The sequence below is a fragment of the Alicyclobacillus acidocaldarius subsp. acidocaldarius Tc-4-1 genome, from assembly GCF_000219875.1.
GTDB classification, from domain to species: Bacteria; Bacillota; Bacilli; order Alicyclobacillales; family Alicyclobacillaceae; genus Alicyclobacillus; species Alicyclobacillus acidocaldarius_A.
In genome coordinates, this window is sequence record NC_017167.1 from 125,681 (window position 1) to 144,384 (window position 18,704).

18 protein-coding genes, 1 tRNA gene, 1 other RNA gene and 1 riboswitch are annotated in these 18,704 nt (G+C 57.5%); of the genes, 14 read left to right on the forward strand and 6 right to left on the reverse strand.

The window, feature by feature from the left end; all coding sequences use genetic code 11:
* The first annotated feature begins 74 nt into the window (after positions 1-74).
* Together TC41_RS16985 and TC41_RS00555 are read left to right on the forward strand one after the other, a co-directional pair.
* Positions 75-200, forward strand: coding sequence for a hypothetical protein (locus TC41_RS16985; RefSeq protein ID WP_014463017.1), 126 nt, complete (start codon positions 75-77; stop codon positions 198-200).
* 162 nt (positions 201-362) lie between these two features.
* Complete coding sequence (locus tag TC41_RS00555) at positions 363-779, forward strand: hypothetical protein (RefSeq protein ID WP_014463018.1); 417 nt, start codon at positions 363-365, stop codon at positions 777-779.
* Between the two features lie 273 nt (positions 780-1,052).
* Here TC41_RS00555 and asnB read toward each other — a convergent pair whose 3' ends face one another.
* The gene (gene asnB / locus TC41_RS00560) at positions 1,053-2,900 is read right to left on the reverse strand and encodes an asparagine synthase (glutamine-hydrolyzing) (RefSeq protein ID WP_041694832.1); all 1,848 of its coding nucleotides are present in this window, start codon (positions 2,898-2,900) and stop codon (positions 1,053-1,055) included.
* A 156-nt stretch (positions 2,901-3,056) separates the two neighbouring features.
* Between asnB and TC41_RS00565 the strand changes: the two genes are divergently transcribed.
* The 5 genes from TC41_RS00565 to TC41_RS00580 all read left to right on the forward strand — a co-directional run bounded on the left by TC41_RS00565 (position 3,057) and on the right by TC41_RS00580 (position 5,405).
* The gene (locus TC41_RS00565; protein ID WP_049784303.1) at positions 3,057-3,389 is read left to right on the forward strand and encodes a late competence development ComFB family protein; all 333 of its coding nucleotides are present in this window, start codon (positions 3,057-3,059) and stop codon (positions 3,387-3,389) included.
* The gene (tadA, locus tag TC41_RS00570) at positions 3,386-3,871 is read left to right on the forward strand and encodes a tRNA adenosine(34) deaminase TadA (RefSeq protein WP_014463022.1); all 486 of its coding nucleotides are present in this window, start codon (positions 3,386-3,388) and stop codon (positions 3,869-3,871) included. Before TC41_RS00565 ends, tadA begins: the two co-directional genes overlap by 4 nt.
* A 9-nt stretch (positions 3,872-3,880) precedes the next feature.
* Positions 3,881-3,970: transfer RNA gene (locus TC41_RS00575), tRNA-Ser, on the forward strand.
* A gap of 2 nt (positions 3,971-3,972) precedes the next feature.
* Positions 3,973-4,174: signal recognition particle sRNA large type (gene ffs, locus TC41_RS15505), an RNA gene on the forward strand.
* Positions 4,175-4,301: 127 nt separating this feature from the next.
* The gene (locus tag TC41_RS00580) at positions 4,302-5,405 is read left to right on the forward strand and encodes a two-component system sensor histidine kinase NtrB (protein ID WP_041695588.1); all 1,104 of its coding nucleotides are present in this window, start codon (positions 4,302-4,304) and stop codon (positions 5,403-5,405) included.
* A gap of 1 nt (position 5,406) precedes the next feature.
* Here TC41_RS00580 and TC41_RS00585 read toward each other — a convergent pair whose 3' ends face one another.
* Positions 5,407-6,027, reverse strand: coding sequence for a hypothetical protein (locus TC41_RS00585; RefSeq protein ID WP_014463024.1), 621 nt, complete (start codon positions 6,025-6,027; stop codon positions 5,407-5,409).
* Between the two features lie 179 nt (positions 6,028-6,206).
* Here TC41_RS00585 and dnaX point away from each other — a divergent pair, with 179 nt between their 5' ends.
* The 5 genes from dnaX to TC41_RS00610 all read left to right on the forward strand — a co-directional run bounded on the left by dnaX (position 6,207) and on the right by TC41_RS00610 (position 11,133).
* Complete coding sequence (gene dnaX / locus TC41_RS00590; protein WP_014463025.1) at positions 6,207-7,964, forward strand: DNA polymerase III subunit gamma/tau; 1,758 nt, start codon at positions 6,207-6,209, stop codon at positions 7,962-7,964.
* Positions 7,961-8,272: a YbaB/EbfC family nucleoid-associated protein gene (locus tag TC41_RS00595; protein ID WP_014463026.1), complete on the forward strand. Its 312-nt coding sequence runs from the start codon at positions 7,961-7,963 to the stop codon at positions 8,270-8,272. Before dnaX ends, TC41_RS00595 begins: the two co-directional genes overlap by 4 nt.
* A gap of 2 nt (positions 8,273-8,274) precedes the next feature.
* Entirely contained in the window at positions 8,275-8,874 is a 600-nt protein-coding gene (gene recR / locus TC41_RS00600; protein ID WP_014463027.1) for a recombination mediator RecR, read from the forward strand.
* Positions 8,875-8,937: 63 nt separating this feature from the next.
* The gene (mscL, locus tag TC41_RS00605) at positions 8,938-9,396 is read left to right on the forward strand and encodes a large conductance mechanosensitive channel protein MscL (protein WP_014463028.1); all 459 of its coding nucleotides are present in this window, start codon (positions 8,938-8,940) and stop codon (positions 9,394-9,396) included.
* A 36-nt stretch (positions 9,397-9,432) separates the two neighbouring features.
* Positions 9,433-11,133, forward strand: a complete 1,701-nt coding sequence (locus TC41_RS00610) for an IS1634 family transposase (RefSeq protein WP_014462923.1) — start codon at positions 9,433-9,435, stop codon at positions 11,131-11,133.
* A gap of 314 nt (positions 11,134-11,447) precedes the next feature.
* On the opposite strand, the gene TC41_RS00615 is transcribed toward TC41_RS00610, so the two are convergent.
* The 4 genes from TC41_RS00615 to TC41_RS00625 all read right to left on the reverse strand — a co-directional run bounded on the left by TC41_RS00615 (position 11,448) and on the right by TC41_RS00625 (position 15,296).
* Positions 11,448-12,845 (reverse strand): MFS transporter, encoded by a 1,398-nt coding sequence (locus TC41_RS00615; protein ID WP_237699986.1) that lies wholly within the window; start codon positions 12,843-12,845, stop codon positions 11,448-11,450.
* 64 nt (positions 12,846-12,909) lie between these two features.
* On the reverse strand, positions 12,910-13,266 hold the full coding sequence (locus tag TC41_RS15510; protein ID WP_237700065.1) for a PadR family transcriptional regulator: 357 nt from the start codon (positions 13,264-13,266) through the stop codon (positions 12,910-12,912).
* 64 nt (positions 13,267-13,330) lie between these two features.
* Complete coding sequence (locus TC41_RS00620; RefSeq protein ID WP_014463032.1) at positions 13,331-13,999, reverse strand: class II aldolase/adducin family protein; 669 nt, start codon at positions 13,997-13,999, stop codon at positions 13,331-13,333.
* A 166-nt stretch (positions 14,000-14,165) separates the two neighbouring features.
* On the reverse strand, positions 14,166-15,296 hold the full coding sequence (locus TC41_RS00625) for an MBL fold metallo-hydrolase (RefSeq protein WP_014463034.1): 1,131 nt from the start codon (positions 15,294-15,296) through the stop codon (positions 14,166-14,168).
* 378 nt (positions 15,297-15,674) lie between these two features.
* Positions 15,675-15,761, forward strand: a riboswitch (cyclic di-GMP riboswitch).
* 233 nt (positions 15,762-15,994) lie between these two features.
* Here TC41_RS00625 and TC41_RS15515 point away from each other — a divergent pair.
* Entirely contained in the window at positions 15,995-16,825 is an 831-nt protein-coding gene (locus TC41_RS15515) for an EAL domain-containing protein (protein WP_237699987.1), read from the forward strand.
* A 91-nt stretch (positions 16,826-16,916) separates the two neighbouring features.
* Positions 16,917-18,683: a methyl-accepting chemotaxis protein gene (locus TC41_RS00635; protein WP_049784396.1), complete on the forward strand. Its 1,767-nt coding sequence runs from the start codon at positions 16,917-16,919 to the stop codon at positions 18,681-18,683.
* Positions 18,684-18,704: the final 21 nt, after the last annotated feature.

Below are 18,704 nucleotides of genomic sequence, written 5' to 3' on the forward strand. Positions count from 1 at the left end.
CGCGGAAAGCGGGGTGGAGCGCCGTGGGCCCTGAATTTGCGTCATGGTTTCAAGGTCTTGATTCCGAAAGCATCATGTGGATGATCATCCTTTCGGTCATGCTCATGCTCGTCGGCGGAGGACTGCTGTATTGGGATCACGTGATGCGCCAACACGACGAACCCGTGCACCCGCTTGATTCTCCTGGAGAGCGGCGCTGAGGCCTATGAAGGCCTTCGGCGCCACTTTTCTGTTCACGAAAAACCGCGGCGATTCCATCTCGCCGCGGAGAGCGTCGTGGGCAATTCGGGGACACCCGTGCGACCCAGCCGCATTCGGTGACGCAAACGGTTCGAGCGGCGGCCGGACCGGTTTCATTGACCGTGCAGAGTTCGGTCAAGTCCGAGACCGTCGAAACCGAGCTCCACGACCGAAATCTCGAAACGGGAGCGGATCGCGTCGTCCTGATAAGCGCGGCGCAGGGGCGAGAGGAGGTCGCGACGGACTTCGCCGTCGTCGATGGCTCGACCGTCGCCGTGATCGGAGAACGCGCGCAGGACGTCTTGCGCGTCCCGATGAAAATCCCGTTCACGCTTGAGCTCGACGATCTCGCCCACCATCGCGCTGTCACGGTGGCGCACGGGGAGAACGAGAATCCCACCACCCTGTGCGCGGCAAATGGCATTTACGCGTGGTCGTCCAACGCGGCGGGCGTCATGGCCTACGTGTCAGCGACCGGCCAGACGCTGCACATCTCCTCCACGCCGTCCTACGTGTACACCTTCTCGCCGAGCGCTTGACGGGACGCGCCCTCTTGGTCCCTTGCGCGAGCGGGCCGAGCTAACGCCCTCGGCCCGTCTTCGCGTCGTGCCGCCGCACGCGGATGTCCACCACGGCCCACGCCGCAGCGATGCCCACGACAAACGCGAGTCCCCACAGCCAGTCAGGTACCACGGTGACCAGCCTCCTTCGGTCTCCCGCTAGCGTGTGCGAAAGGCGGAGGCCCTATGCGCGGCGCGCGTTCAAGTCGTCCGTCGGAGCCTCGGCCCGGCTTTAGGTTGGGCGCAGCTGTCTCACATGACCCGCACGCGGTACGCCTTCATCCACTCGTTCACTTCCCACAGGTAGTGGAACATCTGAGCCGTGCCCATGATCTGGCCGAACCACGGCCGGTGCTCCATGGGATGCTTGCTCATCTCCGCCAAGGCGCGAATGGCGTTCGAATCGACAAACGGCAGGATGGGCGAGGACGGATCGTCCAGCATATCGAGGGCCCGCTGGCGCACAAGGGCCAGATACGCCGGGTGGGGCGTGGAGGGGTACGGGCTCTTCTTGCGGTACAGGGCTTCGCGCGGCAGGAAGTCCTCCATGGCCAGCCGCAGGATGCCCTTCACCTCGCCGCCCGCCGTCTTCAGCTCCCACGGAATGTTGAACACGTATTCCACTAGCCGGTGATCGCAGAACGGCACGCGCACCTCGAGGCCGGACGCCATGCTCATGCGGTCCTTGCGGTCGAGCAGCGTGGGCATGAAGCGCGTGATGGACAAATAGCCAATCTCACGCACGCGCGCGGCGCGGCCCGTCTCTCCAGGCAGGCGCGGCACCTCGTCGAGCGCCTCGTGGTAGCGTTCCCTGACGTACGACTCGGGGCGGATGCGGTGCTTGAGTTCATCCGACATGATGGCCATGCGCTCGTACAGCCTGAGCGACCATGGAAACGTGTCCGCGGCGAGCGCGTCCTCTCGGTGAAACCACGGATAACCGCCGAACACTTCATCCGCCGCCTCGCCGGACAGGGACACGGTGACGTCTTCCTTCACGCGCTTGCAGAAGAGGTAAAGCGACGTGTCGATGTCGGCCATGCCGGGGAGATCGCGCGCGAACAGCGGATCGGCGAGGTGGCGCTCCAAATCCGGCGTGTCAAAGGCGATGGGGTGGTGGATGCTGCCAATGTGCTCGGCAATCATCTTGGCCCACGGGCCGTCGAGGCTCTTCTGGAACGCGTTGGCCTGGAAGTACTTCTCCATGTCGACGAACTCGATGGCGTACGTGTGCAGGGGATCGCGCCCCATCCGCTGATAGTAGCGCGCCGCAACGGCCGAGACCGCGCTCGAGTCGAGGCCGCCCGACAGAAACGTCCCGAGCGGCACGTCGGAGACCAACTGGCGCTCGACGGTGTCGATGAAGAGGTGGCGCACCGTCTCCACGGTCTTCTCCAGCGAATCCGTGTGTTCGCGGCTCTCGAGCTTCCAGTAGCGCCGGACGGAGATCCCCTCGGGCCGCGCGATGAGGAGATGCCCCGGTTTCAATTCCTCGATGCCCTTGAACACGCCGAACCCGGGAGTGCGCGCGGGGCCGATGGCGAAGATCTCGGCAAGCCCCATCTCGTCAATGGCGGGCTCCACGCTCGGGTGCGCGAGGAGCGCCTTGATCTCGGATCCAAATGCCAATCCATCCCCGATGCGCGTGAAAAACAGGGGTTTTACGCCCAACCGATCTCGCCCGAGCACGAGCTTCTCCTCGGCCTGATCCCAGATGGCAAACGCAAAAATGCCGTTCAGCCGTTCCACGCACGCCTCGCCCCAAGCGATGTACGAGACGAGCAGCACCTCGGTGTCCGAATAGCCATCGAAGCCGTAGCCGCGCGCGGCGAGATCGCGCCTCAGGTCTTCTGTGTTGTACAGCTCGCCGTTGTACACGATGGTGTAGCTGCGTCCGTTCACCGTGCGGGTCATCGGCTGCTTGCCGCCGTCCGGATCGACCACAATCAGCCGGCGATGGGCGAAGAGCGCGTGCGCCGCCGCAAACCAGCCGCTAGCGTCGGGACCGCGCGACGCGAGCGCCTGTCCCATTTGTTTCACGATGTCGATGTCCGGCCGCAGATCGCGCGTCCAATCGACCCAGCCAGCAATTCCGCACATGGGCAGTTCCTCCTCGCATGACGCCACTTGGCGTAGATCACGAAATCGCCATACCTTATGCGGGCGGGGCGGGGTAGGTGCCCAGGAGTTCGGCGCGGCCTCGTCGCGGTTTTGATATACTGGGGCGAGAAGGCGTTGCGCGAGGAGGAGATGCGGATGCCCATCGTCAATATGACCGAGGTACTGGCGAGGCAGATCTTGAAGGATCCGGAGCTTCAGAAACTGCTCCCGTGCCATTGCCATCAATGCCTCGATGACGTTCTCGCGATGGCGCTGAATCACTTGCCTCCGCGCTACGCCACGACGGATGAGGGGCAGCTCTACGTCCAGGTGGAGTATCTGCGGCCTCAGCTTCGGTCTGACATTCTCCGCGAACTGGCCCAGGCAGCGCTCTGGGTGTCGAGCCACCCGCGCCATGCGAGCGCCGAGTCCGACGCTGCGGGTGGCGATTCCGCGCCGATGGAAAGGGAGGGCGGATCACACCCATGAACGACCAGGCGGCCGACGAGCGGTTCATGCGCCGGGCACTGGAACTGGCGAAAGAGGCGGCTCGCTGGGGCGAAGTACCCGTGGGCGCCGTGGTGGTGGAGAACGGGCGCATCGTCGGCGAGGGCTTCAATCGCCGAGAGACGTGGCGGGATGGGACGGCACACGCGGAGATGCTGGCCATCGAGGAGGCGAACCGCCGTTTGGGCGGCTGGCGCTTGACAAATTGCGTTTTATATGTCACACTTGAGCCTTGTCCGATGTGTGCCGGAGCCATCGTCCTCTCTCGGTTGCAGCGCCTCGTGTACGGCGCGACGGATGCGAAGGGAGGGGCTGTGGCCTCCAAGGTCCGGCTTCTGGAGCCAGGGCTCTGGAACCACACGCCGCAAATTACCTCTGGCATTCTGGCGGACGATTGTGCTAAACTGTTAACGGACTTCTTCCGGAAGCGTCGGCCGAAGCGGCGCGAGGGAGAAGTGTCTTGAGACCATCGCGGAGAGATGTCTGAGTGGTCGAAAGAGCCCGCCTCGAAAGCGGGTAGGTCCGCAAGGGCCTCGTGGGTTCGAATCCCACTCTCTCCGCCACGACGTGTCGGTGTCCGGCGAGCCGGACACCGATTGTGCCAAAATGGGTAAAAACGCGGCTTTGGACCAAATCCTGATTGGGTCCCGCGCGGCGAAAACTCCCGAACCGTGTCAGGTCCTGACGGAAGCAGCACTAAGGGAGACCTTTCGGGCGACGCGGGGGTGCCTGATCGGGGTTTGGTTCAAGGTCGCGTTTTGCTATGTCCTCCGCGGGCCTGCCATCCGCCCGTGTCGAAGGTCGTCGAATCTCAGGATCTTTCGTCGAGGGTGCAGGATTTGCTCTTGGCGCTACGAATACACCCAAGACAACGACTGCGACACAGAGTGGGTGATGCTAGTGCGCGGCGCACGCAAGTCGAGCGCGGTTCGCGAATCGCACGCTGGGCAAGTGAACCTCATCCACGCGGGTGTGGTGTTTCTCTCAAAAGACCTGCGGATCCGGCTGGAGAACCGGCTCGCCAAGGACTTGTTCGGCTGGACAGAAGATCGATGCTTGGCGCCTCTTGGCGAGGTCCTGTCCACCGACTCAGAGGAGTATCAGTTGTTGTGCCGCATCGTCGCGGAGGACTGCGAGTATCGCGATGCAGTCGTCAAATGGGAAGTGGGCGGCGCGGTACGCCACGTACTTTTGGATTCGTTCGTCGCCCGCCACGCGGAGACGGACGAGGCGGGCGTGTACATTGTGTTGCGGGATATGGGCAACTTCGCGCTGCTCAACGAGCACACGGAGCGGGTGGAGCGGATTGCGACCATCGGGCGGCTGGCGGCCGGCGTGGCGCACGAGATTCGCAATCCACTCACGACCATTAAGGGATTCCTGCAACTGCTGGAGCAGCGCCTCGAGCGCGCGGACATGCTCGACGAGATTGCGTACATCCGCGTGATGATGCAGGAAATTGAGCGGGTGAACGCACTCGTGACGGAGCTGCTGCTGCTGTCAAAGCCGCAGGACATGGCGTGGACGGACGTCTCCGTCGCCGAATTGCTGGCCGGCTTGCGCCCCTGGCTAGACGAGGAGGCCCGTAAGCGCGGCGTGGAGACGGTGTACGACGTTCCAGCGGATCTTGAACTGCAGGCGGACCGCGGCATGATGGAACAGCTCTTCGTGCACCTCGCGCGGAACGCCATGGAGGCGATGGAGGCGGGCGGGCGGCTGACCATTCGCGCTCGCGCGGAAGAAGGGCGCGTCGAGCTTGAGTTTTCCGACACCGGTCCGGGGATTCCGTACTACCTCTTCGACCGCATTTTCGATGTGTTCTACACCACGAAGGAGAAGGGCACCGGCCTCGGGCTCGCCATTTGTCAACGCATTGTGGCCGATCACGGCGGCCAAATCCGCGTGAGCTCGAAAGGGTTCGGCACGACGTTCACAGTGTCGCTGCCTAAGACGAGATCGTCGTCCGTTCGGGTCATCCAGCAGCGCCAATCCTCCTGAGTCAGAAGTTGCTCACAGTCCAAAATAGCGCGGCGCCCCATGCGTTGCGCGACCACTTCGTGATGGATTGCGTGATGCAGAACAGGATGCCAATCGCGACATTCGGCCAGGCGCGACCCCAGGGCACGTGGTAGGCCACCACCTGGACGGCCGCGTGAAGCGCACCGAACCACGCGCCGCCAAGCGCAAGCCCCAGCCAAGACGGATGGGGGCGGCGAAGCGCGCCGAGGTCGAGATAGGCGTACACGTAAGCCATCCACAGGGCCTCGAGGAACCCCCACAGCGGTACGTAGAGCGCAAGGACGACAGGGAGGCCGAGGGTGCGGCGGGCCAAATCGAAATGCGAGACGTGGAGGCCCGCCCGCTGGGCTGCGAACAGAAGAAGCAGGTACACCGCGCTGTAGGCGATGCAGAGCCCAAGGGAGGCGCGTGCGCCGGCGCGCTGGAACAGGAGGTTTCGCCAGCGCACCGGGCCCCACCAGGTGGCGGCGAGCGGCGCGGCGATGAGGGCGCACTGCACGACGAGCCCGCGCCAGAACCCAAGCGGCACGGCTGTCCCGGGAACCAGGTTCGAACAAAGCGCGCCGACGATGGGCGCGAGCAGGACGAAAACAGGCGCCACAACATCGCCTCCCAGCAAGCGTCCCAGCACAGCATATCGTATGAATAGTTGGTGTATTCGGTGGATCGCGCGGATTTCCTGTCCGGGCTTCGGCCAGAGTCCCCTTCCCGGCTCATGCGACAGCGTCCCGTGAAACGGGCCTCCGCCTATGGTAGAGTATCGGTGGAAGGAGGCCGAGCATGGCGTACCAGGCACTCTACCGCGCGTATCGCCCGCAGACGTTCGAGGACTTGGTCGGGCAGCCTCACGTGCGCCAGACCTTGACCAACGCGCTGAAAAGCGGCCAACTGGCACATGCCTACCTGTTTTGCGGGCCACGCGGTACGGGAAAGACGAGCACCGCGAAGCTCTTGGCCAAGGCGGTCAACTGTCTGAAGCCCAAGGACGGCTTCGAGCCTTGTAACGCCTGCGAGGTCTGCACGAGCATCCAGCGCGGATCCAACGTGGACGTGCAGGAAATTGACGCCGCGTCCAACCGCGGCGTGGATGAAATTCGGGACTTGCGCGATCACGTCCATTACCTCCCCACGATGGCGAAGAAGAAGGTCTACATCGTGGACGAGGTCCACATGCTGACGCCGGAGGCGTTCAACGCGCTCCTCAAGACGCTGGAAGAGCCGCCGGCGCACGTCTTGTTTGTGCTCGCCACCACCGAGCCCCACCGCCTTCCTGCGACCATCATCTCGAGGTGCCAGCGATTCGATTTCCGCCGCATCGCGCCGGAAGCCATTGTGGAGCGCCTGCGCCTCGTGGCGCAGAGCCAGGGGATTGAAGCGGCCGATTCCGCGCTGTGGCGGCTTGCCGAAGCGGCCGACGGGGGATTGCGCGACGCGCTCGCACTGTTTGAACAGGCGGCGGCGTTTGGGAACGGCCGGATCGACGACACCACCGTTGCCGATGTCGTGGGCAGCGTCGACATGAGCTCGCTCGTGGCGCTCGTGGGCGATCTCGCCGAGCGCTCGTTTCTCTCGGCCCTGGACAGGCTCGGGCGCTGGTACGCGTCGGGCAAGGACGCGAGCCGCATCGTGCACGACTTGTTGCAAGTGGTGCGGGATTTGTTTATCGTCAAGCTGTCGCAAAGCCCGGACGCGCTCGCCGGCAAGCCGGTGGCCCCCTATCTGCCGGTGGCGTCCCGCGACGACGTCACGGTGGACTGGCTGCTTGCCGCCATGCGCAGGCTGGGGGAACTGTACACGCAACTTCGGTATGTGGAAGAGCCTCGCCTGGCGCTTGAAGCGGTGCTGATGGGGCTCGCGGCCGAGGTGCAATCCAAAGACAGCGTGAATGCGCTCGAATCCGTCGATCCGGCGCGCATGGGTGTCGCCGTCCGGCCGGAGGGACGCCCACCTGAGCAGCCGGCTCAAGCCCCCGATGTGCCCGTTCAGGCATCTGCTCCGGCGCCTCCGGCGCCTGAAGGGGCGCAGAGCACGCCGGACGCGTCCCAGATGGGCAGTCGCCCCGCGCCCGCCCGCGCGGCCGCGCACCGCAAGCGCGAGACGCTGGCGCGGCTGTATCGTGAGAGGGATGAGGCGCTCGAGGCGCGACTGCGGGAGATGTGGCAGGACGTGCTCGTGTCCGTGAAGGCGAAACGCGTGCAGACGCACGCTTGGCTTTTGCACGGGGAGGTGGCGCTCGCCACGCCGCGCGCCGTGGTGCTTTCGTTCAAGAGCCGCATCCACCGAGAGGCCGTCATGAAACCGGCGGATCGCGCCGCCGTCGAAGCCGCGCTCGCAGAGGTGCTCGGACAACCTGTGCAACTCTTTGCCATCCTGCAGGCCGACTGGGAGGAGTTTGCGGCGTCGCTGGCTCCGGCCCTCGCCGAGCAAGCCGGATCGCGCGAAGCGGGAGAGGCGCCGCCGGTGGATGTGGTGCAGTTGGCCATCGACCTGTTTGGAGCTGACAAAGTGACGGTGGAAGACGAGGGAGACGACCGATGAAAAACATGAACCAGTTGATGCGCCAGGCGAAAAAGATGCAGGAAGAAATCCTGAAGGCCCAGGCGTCGCTCGCGGAAAAAGTGGTCGAGGGGACGGCGGGCGGCGGCGCTGTCAAGGTCCGGATGAATGGCCACAAGGACGTGGTGGCGGTCGAGATCGACAAGAGCGTCGTGTCGCCGGAGGACGTGGACATGCTCCAGGATTTGATCCTTGTGGCTATTCAGGACGCTTCTCAGAAGGCGAACGATCTCGCCGAAGAAGTCATGGGCAAGTACACGCGCGGCCTCAACTTGCCGGGGATGTTCTGACGATGTACGGGTACCCGGAGCCGGTGGCGCGGGCCATCGAACATTTCATGAAGCTTCCCGGCGTGGGGCCGAAGACGGCCGCGCGCCTGGCATTTCACGTTCTGGAAATGAGCGAGGCCGACGTCAAAGCCTTTGCCAAGGCGCTGATCGATCTCAAGACGGCGCTCACCGAGTGTGCCGTCTGCTGTAACATCACGGAAGCGTCTCCGTGCGCCATCTGCCGAGACCCGCGCCGAGACCGGCGCGTCATCTGCGTCGTGCAGGAACCGCGAGACGTGATCGCCATGGAGCGCACGCGCGAGTATCATGGGCTGTACCACGTGCTGCACGGCGCCATCTCGCCGATGGAGGGCGTGGGCCCGCAGGACATTCGGATTCGGGAACTGGTCACCCGAGTGGGCGAGAACGAGATTGAGGAAGTCATCCTCGCCACGAACCCAAACGTCGAAGGCGAGGCGACGGCCATGTATATCTCGCGCCTGCTGAAGCCGTTCCAGATCAAGCTGACGCGCATCGCGCACGGTTTGCCGGTGGGCGGCGATCTCGAGTACGCGGATGAGGTCACGCTCGCGAAGGCCCTGGAGGGCAGGCGAGCGCTGTAGCGCGGCGCTTGGACGAGGGCGGCCTCGCCGCGCTTCGAACGAGGATGTTCAGGAGGTGCGGTTGTGCTTCGGGAGTTTTTCAAGGACTTTCGAGCGTTTATCCGGCGTGGGAACGTGATAGATCTGGCCGTCGCTGTCATCATGGGCGGGGCGTTTGGACAGATGGTCACCACGCTCGTCAATGACGTCATCATGCCGCCCATCGGGCTTTCACTCGGCAAAGTCGATTTCAGCAATCTGTACATCAATCTGTCCAAGAAGCATTATCCCTCTCTCGCCGCTGCAAAAGCTGCCGGCGCCCCTATCATCCAGTACGGGTTGTTCCTCAACACGGTCGTCAATTTCCTGATTGTCTCGCTGGTCATCTTTATCGCCATTCGGCAACTCAGCCGGCTGAAGAAGCCGGAACCTGTGAAGGCTCCGAACACGAAGATCTGCCGTTTTTGCCGATCCGAGATTCCGCTCGACCCACATTTCGCGCCCGTTTTTTGGGCTTGTGTTCATTTTCGACAGGAATTTTGATTCCACACGTGGAATTGGATAGCCCGTCGTATCTTCGTGCGGGAGGCTTTCCAGTTGTTCGGTCCAGTTCGCTCGTATGTCATGGGGCCTGCGCCCGTTTTAGCCAGACTGATCGACGAATTGAAGTGGGTAGAGATCATCGACGAGTTCGTGCCACGTCCGGATAGCAAACTGTCCATCGGGTTGCGTACCAAGGCGTTGCTAGTTCATATCGGCACGAACCGCGAAGCCCTCTACCGAGTGGAGGAGTTCTACGCGCAACGGGATGTGGAAGTCCTGCTTGGAAACGGCGTCTCCGCAGACGATCTCCATGATGACGCTTTGGCCCGGGCTCTGGATGCCTTGTACGACGCAGGTCTCGAGGCATTATACGCGCGTATCGCCCTACACACGCTACGCAGACTCCGGGTGCTCAGCGATTCCAACGAACTCATCCCCATCCATGCGGATACCACGTCGCTCTCTGTGACAGGCGAGTACCTGGACCAAACAGCGTTTCGCATTGACCGGGGATTCTCCAAGGACCACCGGCCTGATCTCAAGCAAATTGTGTTTGGACTTTGCACCGTCCATGGTCTGGGGCTATGCGCGAACGTCAACCCTGGGAACTTGGACGATCACACATGGAATTTCGAGAACATCCAGCAACTCCTGAGCCAGCTCGATGAGGAGACGCGAAAGAGAAGCGTCTACGTCGCGGACGCGGCGTTGGTGACGAAGGACAACCTTGAGCTTTTGGCGGAGGAAGACATCCATTTCATCTCACGACTGCCGGGGACGTATAAGCTGTCCGAGGACCTGAAGAGAGCGGCATGGGAGAAAGAAAACAGCTGGAAAGAAGTCGGTCGGCTCGCTGAGGCGGAAGACAGCGCCCATTACAGGATCCAGGCCTTCCGTCGCACGCTGTACGGGCGAACGTATCGATTCGTGGTGGTGCGCTCCTCCAGCCTGGATACCCGGAAGGAGCGCAAGCTCGAAGAGGTGCTCAAGCGTGAGAAGGCTGCGCTGGAGAAAGCGGCCAAGGCGATGAACCAAAACGTCTACAGTTGTGAACAAGATGCACAGATGGCCATGCAGACCTTCATGCACGAACACCGTGCCACTTTGCATCCCATCTCCGCCCGCATATGTGCCGAGCAGGTGCAGGAAAAACGCGCGCGCCGCGGTCGCCCGCGCAAAGATGACCCGCCACCGCCGGTGCATACACAGTACCGTGTGGAAGTGGAGATCTTACCGCCTTCTGAGGAGCGGGTTCAGCAGTGGCGAGAGAAGGAAGCGACGTTTGTGCTCATCACCGACATCCGCGATGATCAGCGTGTGTCAGATGAACAGATCCTCCGCCTGTATAAGGAACAACACGAGGTGGAGGCGCGTTTTCGATATCTGAAAAGCCCGTATCACGTGGGTCCCATCTACCTGCATAAGCCGACACGGGTGAAAGCGTTCGGTTTCGTCATGCTGTTATCCCTACTCTTGTATAGTGTATTGGAATATCTCATCCGAGAGAAGATGAAACGGGAAACGGAACCGCTCATGCTGCCAGGCAAACGAAAGAGTTTTCGTCCAACAGGGTTGGCCATCCTCGAGATGCTGGATGGAATGACGACCGTGCACATGCAGGTCGGCGACACGTGGCAGCGAGTACCTGCAACGCCTCATAATCCTCAGATCATGAGGGTTCTTAAGCTGCTGAACATGGACCTGAGCATCTACACGGAAGCGCAAAAGACGGCTTGATCAACGTTTGGGGCCGTGTGCACAGGGTTTCCAAAACTGAACATTTCTCAAAAAGATCGCGCTTTCGATATCCTACACCCTTCCAGCCCCACAGTCGTCGGACGCTCAGATGGCTACCTCGCTCGAGTTTCCAGCTAAGTTTCTGTCGCTCGGCGCGAAATGTGGGATGAAAGCCATGTGGGTCTCAGTTTACGCTTACCTTTTAGTAGAGTGCACTCGATGGCTTTCTCGTCAAGATCAAGCCTCAGAATTTACACCACCAATTGAGACTTTAACCTCGAACGCTGGCATGACACTGAATGCTCAGATCTCAATTAAGGCATGCGCTGTTTCCACGTGCTTCCTAGCGCCGAACGATGCAAACTGACACTGATACTTGTTGCAAATGCGAGTGCCGCGAGGATAACTCCTATGTAAAATGCTCGATCAAAGGCCGTGACGAGACTGTGGGAATTCGCCATTCCACTACCATTCACGTGACTGACGGTCAGTTCTGCCGACGAGACCGCTATGCCCACAAGGCGGCCAAGATTTCGCACAAGCGCCAGCAAGCTCCCGACTTCGCCGCTATGTTGAGGTGGGACTGCCGCTAACACGAGTGCGTTATTCGGCGCGGTGAACAGGCTGAGCCCAAGGCCGAAGAGAAACAGATCGATCGTTGTATAGGCAAGCGGCGTATGCGCAGATAACGAGGAGAAAACGGCTACTGAAATGCCCACCATCACCATGCCTATCACAGGCCAAGCACGCGGGCCATATCGATCACTTAGCCATCCCGCGACTGGTGAGAATACCAACATACTCAAGGATTGCGTCATCAAGACGAGCCCCACACGAGTGGCCGATTCACCTTGCACATCTCGTAGAAAAATGGGAAGCAGGAATTGGGGCATCATCATGAGCACGTATGAAAGAAAACTTGAAATCACAGAGAGACCAAATGACGGAATACGAAAGTATGTCAATTGAATGAGCGGGGCTGGTGTGTGTCGCTCGTGAACCAGAAAGAGCAAGAAACATACGACGCCCGTGACGAGAAGCACAATGCTTGGAGCACTCGTCCATCCCCAGGACCCTGCCTCACTGAATTCGAAGAACATCGCTGCTACTGCAGCAGTAATCCAGATTGCGCCCACAAGATCGAGTGGTTGTTCCTCCTTTGAAGTCCTGAGCGGTGGAAGATGGACAATGCTAAGCGCTAGCGAAATCATCCCAATGGGGATGTTAATCCAGAAAACAGATCGCCATCCAAACAAGGAAAGAAGGACACTCCCCAGACCAGGACCGATGATCGTGCCTAATGCCACGATGCTGTTGACATATCCGAGTGGTTTTCCGCGCCTTTCTGGCGGGAAAGTGAACGTAATGATGGACATCACGTTCGCCATGATGAGCGCCCCGCCCAACCCTTGTATCATCCGAAAGATGATAAGCTCTATGAGATTTGTAGCCATGGCACACAGCGCGGAGGAGATTGTGAAAAGGGCAACACCCATAAGGTAATACTTCTTTCGGCTGCCACGATCGGACAGTGCGCCGAGAAGCGGGAGAAGTGTAGTCACCACGAGAAGATATGCGGAGACCGCCCATTGAAGCAATGATGGTGGACGGTGAAAAGCACGCTCAAGCGTAGGGATCAATACATTGACCACGCTGCTATCGATATTGACCATCAATGTCCCTAAAACAACGCTGGTGAAGATCCACCACATCTTCCGATATTCTAGCCGGGAAGAATGTTGCCCTCGGCGAAACCCCGGCATAAAGGTTCTGAGATTACGCATCTTCATGCAATCTCCCCGAACGCACATGCTCATCAAATCGGCTGAGAAAAATCTCTAGACTTTGTTTTCGCAGCAAAATATCGTTTCGCCACTCGTACAATTCTTCCAATCCTTTCTGAGTGATAGCGTATACGCGTTTTGGGGGACCGGATTCTTCGGTCATCCATCGTGATGAAACAGCTCTACGTTCCTCAAGATCACGTAAAGTGCGATATACAGCGCCACTGTCGATATTCCATTGTTCTGGGAGAAGCGACTTCAGTTTTGACCAAAGGGTTCCTCCGTGCGCTTCACCGTCCAACAACAACAACAGCAAGAAAGCTGGCAAGTGACGATTTTGCTTCTGCATCACGGATACCATTTTCCCCTTCTTTATCAATGTGGAAGGCGCCAGATTGGCGCCTTCTCAACGTTCACCGTTTGACTTCCGCAAACTCCCGCATCCGTTCCTGAATCTGCGTAAACGCTTGGTCAGGTAACCGCTTCTCTCCGCCTAGCATACGGGCATTCAGTACGATTTCTGCTGCTTCATCAAGGGTCGCCAAAAGTTGAACGGTTTCGGTGATCGTACGCGAGAATGCAAGCACGCCATGATTGGCCAAAAGAACCGCCCATACACCTGGTCGCTCTTTCACGATTTGAACAATGCCTTTGACTGAGGCGTCCGAACCGCGTGGCGCCCAAGGGACGACCGGAATATCCTCTGTTACACCAAAGCGGACGAGTGGCTCATACACAACAGGGATAGGTTGCTGAGCCACCGCAAACGAGGTCGCATGTGGCGCATGCGTGTGAATCACGCAACCTACGGACGGACGTTCACGGTATACACCAGCGTGCATCTGAATGATTTCAGCCATAACGGGTGCGATATCACCCTCGATCACCTGTCCGTCCAAGCGAATAAGTGCAAAGCCGTTTTCATCCAAACGTTCGACGCTACCGCCGCTGGTGAGAATCATGGTGTCCTCTGAAATGCGTGTTGACAGATTGGCGTGATATCCGCGGAACAATAGCCCCGCTTCCTTCAGCTTGTGTGCTGCCTCCATCAGTTCTCGCTTCTTCTGTTGCACCTGATCCATGATACTCACTCCCTGTTTATCAATCTATACTGCACATTACAGTATAGTGTCACGAAAAGCAAGCTGTTATTCACGAATCTGTGCCCCTTCGTGGAATCCGTAAATATCAAACGCAAAAGGCGCTCGACGTCGTTTGTCTCGCGCCTTTTCAAGCGTGTCGATGTTGTCACGTATGATGAATGGCACAACGGTTTGGCCCAATTTCCAATTCGGTCGCCTTTTCAGGGGATACCGATAGCACACCGCGATTGATGCTAACAATATCCTCATAGTTAGGCGGAGTGGCACCGACCGAATTCGCGACTGTCTCCGTGAACGTTTCGCGATCTTCGGTACGCATGATTTCGTTCTTACGACGAATCTCTCCCAGTGTTTCTCCGACATAGCCGGACGCGTTGATTTCTTGGATATCCGCATAATGCGCGGGGAGGACGAGCACGTCGTCAGAAAGCTGAGCTATCGTGCGAAACACCGTATCGTACAAGGCTTGTGCCCATTCGCGGGCCTTGCCACCGAGGTCTGGACGACCGAGTCCGCCCACAAAAATCGTGTCCCCTGACAGCAAGAACTGATCGTTGACCAAGAAGGACATGCTTCCAGGTGTGTGACCCGGCGTAGGAATGGCCAAGACCTTGACATTCACTTGGCCAAATTGAATCACGCTGTGCTTTTCGAGTGGTTCATAGGGTCGGTCTGAACCTTGCATTTCACTGGCCGAGATGTAGTACGTAGCACCTGTTTTCTGCGCGAGTTCGGGCCCTCCTGTGATGTGGTCCGCGTGCAGGTGAGTGTCCATGATGTGCTCAATCTGTGCCCCTTCCTGCTCGGCGACTCGCAAATACTCATCTACATGTCGACTCGGGTCGACGACAAGGGCTTTTCCGTCGGAAATCACCATATAGGATAGGCAACCCTTCGCCAGACGATTGAACTGGATAAGCTTCAAGTTTTCATCCTCGACAATCGTCACCGGCACGTAAAACTGACTCCAAGCGAGCATGCCACCTTCCAGAACGCTCACATCGTAACCACGTTGCTCAAGCAGTTCAGCCACCATTTGAGCAGACCCGCCTTTTGCGCATACCGTGATGATCTCAGTGTCTTTCGGAAGGTCAGCATAGAGCGCGTCATTGTCATCCAGGAAATCAAAGTACGGAATGTTGATGGATCGCAATTGGTTACCTTCGATTTTCCAATCCTGATACTCCTCAGGGTTGCGAACATCCAAGATGAACAGTGATTCTCCAGAGTCCATTTTGCGATGAAGTTCAGCGGCAGAAATCGTGCGGATCGCCATAGATGCTACTCCCTTCCTTCGCGGTTCAGGATTAGATTTACCGATAAGCTTTTGTGGCATCCCTCTCTGTGCAGAGGAGAGGCCGGTGAATACCCACACGGGTATATACCCTAATGGGTATCTTAGAGAGAAGGGGTGGAGTTGTCAAGATTTCATTATCAAATGCAACAGGTAATACTTATGATTCGTCGTATATAGGCTCGTTCGATATAGGCTCGTTCTACTGAAAGAGAGAAAGGAATTCTAAGAAGAATGGCGAATGTATCTTTAGACCTGGATAGAGGTTTGCATTTGCTTGGGTATGTCGAATCGTAAGAGATGATGTCGATAAAAAACATGGGCAAGCAATGGAATCCGAGGACAATGAACCATATACGAGGCGTTTCAGGGCAAACCAACGGAAACGTTGGGACGCAAAGCTACGGGTCTACGGGGACTTGGACCTAAGACCGCCGGGCTGCCGCTTTCACGAATGGGAACATGGGGCAGCTTGCTGGGGCGAGCTGTTCCTTTTGTGATGTGGGAAGACGGGGGAAGAGTAATGGAAAAAAGTAACGTAGAAAATAAACCCTTTCCGGGGGGGGGGGGGGGGGGGGTATAAATATCCTCTAACTCCAGATAATGAATTCTCATATCTCGTTGAAGCGATTGACCAAGCGCTTCACACCCGTGTTCTCGAGTTTGTCTATCAACCGATTGTGAACCACGTTCGTGGAGAGGTTTGTGCCCACGAGGCCTTGAGCCGTCCTCGGATTGACGGCCGCGCAATTGCGCCGGATGTGTGGTTTCGTGCAGCGGTCGCGTGTAATCGGGCCCGAGAAGTGGACCAACTTGTTGTGACCCTCAGTATGCAATCTTTCGCCCTAGCGTGGTCCGAAACACCTCCTACTCCCTTATTTGTAAACGTAACTCCGAGCAGCTTAACGAATAATCTTTTTATAGAATATTTGGAAAGTTTATTTGAAAAAGGTATCTGTTTCCCTGAACAATTGGTTATCGAAATCGTAGAGTACATTCCCTATGATGTCACTCACTTGTCTGCGGTTATTCAAACAGTTCGCTCACGAGGTGTGCGAATTGCATTGGATGATGTAGGGATAGGTTCAAATACTTTCTCTTCGGTCGCCGTATTAGAACCAGACTGGGTCAAAGTAGACCGGACATTGATTCGCGGAATTTCAGGAACGCCAGCTAAGCAAGAGTTCTTATCACGACTCGTTCAAATCATGGGGTCAGGTGAACGGATTATTGCGGAGGGTATAGAGACGCATGAGGATTTAGAAACGATTAGATCTATGGGTATCTTCAAGAGTCAAGGATACTATTGGTCCGCGCCCTTGTCGGTACCGCAGATTCGGTCTTTGCTTCAAACCATCGAACAAAAACGACATGAGTTACTTAAACTCGTGGAAACCACTGTATGGACCGATCCGACGGTACTAGCGAAGAGTGAGGAGATCGACCGATTGGTGACGTTATATTACCGACTGTGGAACAAAGTGAGGAATCCCGATCGTAGTTTATCCTAAATTATAGTTTTAAAAGGAATATAGATATATTTTTGGCTTTGCACCGAGTTGAACACCGAGGTCAGGCTTACGAATGAGTTGGGGGTTTATCATGTCGGTGATTGATTCCGCAAAAGAGTCTATCGATCGCACGTTTCATTCGATGACGCAAAAAATGATGAACATGTTTCCTTCGATGCGCATTCGCCAAAAATTCCTGATGAATACCGGACTCGTGACGGTCCTTCTTATCGCAATGGGGGTTCTCAATGCGATCCTAATCACCAAAATACATCAATCGGTGAATCAATTAGAACAAGCTGCGAAAGTATTAAATCTTGTCCGCAAGTTTGACTATGATATCGTCACATCCGATAACGATGGAGCTCTGTATCTGCTGTCACCAAACGGACAAAACGCACAATACAACCTTCAAGATTACCAGAATGATTTAGCTCAGGTAAAACAAGATTTATCCTTATTGGAATCTTATCCGATGGCTGTGACGGATAAAGCCATTCTCAATTTGTTTAGTTCGCAGTGGCAGCAAATCCTTGACCAGAACGCGAGTGCGTTTCGATTGGCCTCAACGAGTCTGTCGGACGCACAAGCAATGTTCACCAGCAACACGTTACAACCGCTGATTCAAAGTCTTGCACAGTTAACGAGCGATGAAGAAAGCGTGAAAAATGCCGCGGTTGCAAACGTCAACCATTTGCTTGCGCAAACTTTGATTTGGGATATGATCATAGCCTTCGTTGCCATGATGATGGGCCTCATAGGGAGTACGACACTCTCCGTGTCCATATCTCGGCCTATCATGCGCCTAAGGCAGGTCGCGGATGAGATCGCACGCGGGAATTTGCGTGTCGATTCGGTCGAGGTACATACCCGGGATGAACTGGAGGATTTGGCGCGCGTCTTTAACGAGTTGGTCGCGAATCTGCGTTCACTGATAAAGGCGATTGCAGATGCATCGGAACACGTAGCTGCCAGCGCAGAAGAGTTGTCGGCGAGTACGGACGAACTCATGAAGGCGTCCGAGGAGATTACGCATTCTATCGAGCAAGTAGCCGCGGGCGCCGACAAGCAAACGAGGCAAATGCACGATACTTCTGAGGCAGCAAGAAGTGTACGAGATGAGATCAATCAGGTTTCCGAGTTGGCCGATGCGCTGAACAACACGGCAAGCCGAACAGAGCAAGAAGCTGAAAAGGGCATGAAGGTTATGGAAGACATGGAGTCGCAAATGAAGACGATCCGAAGTCGAACGACGGAAGCTGTAGACGTAATGAGCCGTATGGAAAGAGAATCGGAGAACATACGTCAAATTGCATCGACTATCATGCGAATCGCAGACGAGACCAATTTGCTCGCGCTCAACGCATCCATTGAAGCCGCTCGAGCGGGTGAGCACGGCCGCGGGTTTGCCGTTGTAGCAGATGAAATCCGTAGTCTCGCCAATGCTTCAGCTGATGCTGCACGAGAGGTTCAAGAAATTGTACGAACGGTGATACAATCGGTATCCAACGTGTCTCAATCCATCGAAGCGGTCACAACGGAGGTTCAAGAGGGGGCGGCAGTAGCAGATGAAACGAAACGAACCTTCTCAAGCATTCGCCACTCGATGGGGGACCTGACGTTGCGTATCAAGGATGTGGTTGACGTCACACGAAATATCGTCACTCAAGCCGAACATATGACACACGATATGGCGGTTGTCGTGGAATTGGCGGGACAAGCGGCGTGTGAATCCGAAAGTGTGGTGGCATCTGCACAACAACAGGCCGGCTCCATGCAAGAAATCGCGTCGACCGCTGCATCGCTGAGTCAACGCGCGCAGGAATTGCAGACGATGATTGGGCAGTTCCGAGTGTAGGATCCGTGTGGTTCGAGATCG